The sequence below is a fragment of the Aneurinibacillus sp. UBA3580 genome, from assembly GCF_002375825.1.
GTDB classification, from domain to species: Bacteria; Bacillota; Bacilli; order Aneurinibacillales; family Aneurinibacillaceae; genus Aneurinibacillus; species Aneurinibacillus danicus.
The window spans coordinates 443-3,070 of record NZ_DFMZ01000037.1; the positions used below are offsets into that span (position 1 = coordinate 443).

The following is a 2,628-nucleotide window of genomic DNA, read 5'->3' on the forward strand; positions in this document are numbered from 1 at the left end:
TAGGCTTGCCTGCCTCTACCACTACATCGAGCAGTTGCAATGCCGTCAGCAGACCATCGCCGGTCGTGTTGTAGTCCAGGAAAATAATGTGCCCGGATTGCTCGCCGCCTAAGTTAAATCCGCCCTTCAGCATCTCTTCCATAACGTAGCGGTCACCAACTGCGGTCTGCCGCGTCTCGATACCTGCCGCTTCCAATGCTTTGTAAAAGCCAATGTTGCTCATCACAGTGGAGACAACGGTATCATTCTTCAGCCTGCCGCGGCGTTTCCACGCTACACCGCAAATCGCCATAATGAAATCGCCGTCGACGAGATTGCCTTTCTCATCCACCGCAATCAGACGGTCCGCATCACCGTCAAATGCGAGTCCAAGAGCCGCTTCCTTTTCTACAACGGCTTGCTGCAGTGCTTCCGGGTGCGTAGAGCCACAGTTGTCGTTAATGTTAAGACCGTCCGGGTTGCAGGCCAGCGTAATCACATCGGCTTCCATATCGGCAAACAATTGGGCTGCCAGCGCCGAAGCTGCGCCATTCGCGCAGTCGACGACAATTTTCAAGTTATCGAAGCGGTTCTGCACCGTACTCTTGAGATACTGCAGGTATTTCTGCGCACCTTCCTTGTAGTTCAGCACGGTTCCAATATCGCCGCCGATCGGGCGCGGGAGTTCGTCTTTCTCTGCATCCAGCAGCGCTTCAATCTCCGCTTCTTTCTCGTCAAGCAACTTGAAGCCATCACCGCCGAAAAATTTAATACCGTTATCCTGCACAGGATTATGGGAGGCAGAAATCATAATTCCGGCGTCTGCTTGTAACGCACGCGTCAAGTATGCCACACCCGGCGTGGAGATGACACCCAGGCGAACGACTTCCGCCCCGATGGATTGCAGACCGGCAATAATGGCGCGTTCCAACATTGAACCGGAGATGCGGGTGTCACGGCCTACAACAACTTTCGGTCTTTCGTTATTGCTGTCACGGGTAACGACATATCCGCCACACCGTCCCAATTTATATGCCAGCTCCGGCGTTAACTCGGTGTTAGCGACACCTCTTACTCCGTCAGTCCCAAAGTATTTACCCATTGTCCTCTCTCCTCTCACGAATTAACACGCTGGTTATCAGCTTGTTCTTTGATTAAAACTATTGCTTGAAGGTTCTGTTGATTCGTTATCCTCACGTCGGGCGGAAGATTGATAACATGCACGGGAGTGGTATACTGGCCCGGCGGTTTACCTTTTACGTCGACAGAAGCGACAAGTTCATTCTTATCCATTTTGTCCATTGCCTCTTTCGTGCCTTGAATCTCCAGTTCGATACGCCCCGAGGAAGGTTTGACAAATTCCGAAGCCTGGCCATCCGCAAGTCCTTGAATACGGATCGGCAGCTCTACCGAATCTCGTATGGTAATCTTCTCCGGATCCTGTACTTCCGGCTTCTCTTGCTCTGTCAAACCCGTTCTTATCGCTGTTTCATCCATTCTCACGATATCGACTTTTACATATGCGGATTCAACATCTGCCTTCTCTACGTTATCCGGCAGCAGAATTGTAACAGAGAACGTTTTGGATTCGCTCAGTCCGTCTACATCTACACTGGGAAGCGTTAAAGAAGAGATTGTATCCAACACTTCTTTCGCTCCGTACAGTGTTACCTTTTTAGGGTTGACGTCTACTGCCGCCACCCGATATCCGTCCGCCGGCGTTCCTTTGCTGTCTACTTTCAACGGAACGGTCTTCGCCGGGAGCGAAGTGATAGGCACTTGCACATCCACTACTGCAGGAGATACCTTCGCCGACTCTACCGGAGTTCCCCGGCGGTCAAGCACCCGTACCGGGACTTTCGTTTTGATCGGCTCCTCTGCCCCTTCCACGCTAACATATGCTCGTACAAACACTACATCTTCTACTCGACTTTCCGGTACGGTAACAGTCACTGTCTGTGGATTTACAATCGACTGACCGACTTTACCATGCGCTTTCGCTTCGCCAATCAGATCGACTTGAACCGTTTTTTTCAGTTTCTTAATCTCTTCGATATTTACAGTCACTTGACTCGGTTGAATTATTACCTCCAGCCCTCTGGGTGCCCCTTCATACTGTACCGGCACTTCATGCTTCCCACTACCATAATTGCGTAAATCCACATAAACATCCAGACTATCGGATGATAGCAGAGAGGACATAGCAAGTAAGTCTTTCCTGCCTCTTAGTTGAACTTGTACCGTAGAAGGCGCCTCTACAAGATATTTGCTTGCATCATAGCGAACTTTTAAATCGACTTGATTTACTTTCGTGTCCACCTGTGCCTGTCCGACGCCGGAGCTGTACGAAGCCGGATCATTATTCACGACCGCCCATAGCATAATGGCAAGCAAGAACGATATTACTTTGACTACATTATTATTATTGAGCCACTTATCCATCGTTTTTCACCTTCCGTTGCCAGAGCGGCGCAGACGTCTTTCCTTGAGGACCCAGTTTCTGGTGAAGAAGCTCCGTCAGTCTCTCTGTATCATAGTCACGCGTAATCTCACCGTTCATCGCGACAGAGACCTGTCCCGTCTCCTCTGAAACGACGACGGCGATAGCGTCCGATACTTCACTCAAGCCGATGGCTGCCCGATGGCGGG

Annotated in this window: 3 protein-coding genes; all 3 read right to left on the minus strand. The window is 50.6% G+C overall.

Annotated elements, in window-relative coordinates:
* On the minus strand, positions 1-1,081 hold a 1,081-nt coding region (gene glmM, locus B2899_RS05980), incomplete at its 3' end, for a phosphoglucosamine mutase (RefSeq protein ID WP_286884479.1).
* A gap of 14 nt (positions 1,082-1,095) precedes the next feature.
* Positions 1,096-2,421, minus strand: a complete 1,326-nt coding sequence (locus B2899_RS05985; RefSeq protein ID WP_286884481.1) for a CdaR family protein — start codon at positions 2,419-2,421, stop codon at positions 1,096-1,098.
* A partial coding sequence (locus B2899_RS05990; protein ID WP_286884482.1) for a diadenylate cyclase occupies positions 2,414-2,628 on the minus strand: 215 nt, incomplete at its 5' end. The genes B2899_RS05985 and B2899_RS05990, both read right to left, overlap by 8 nt.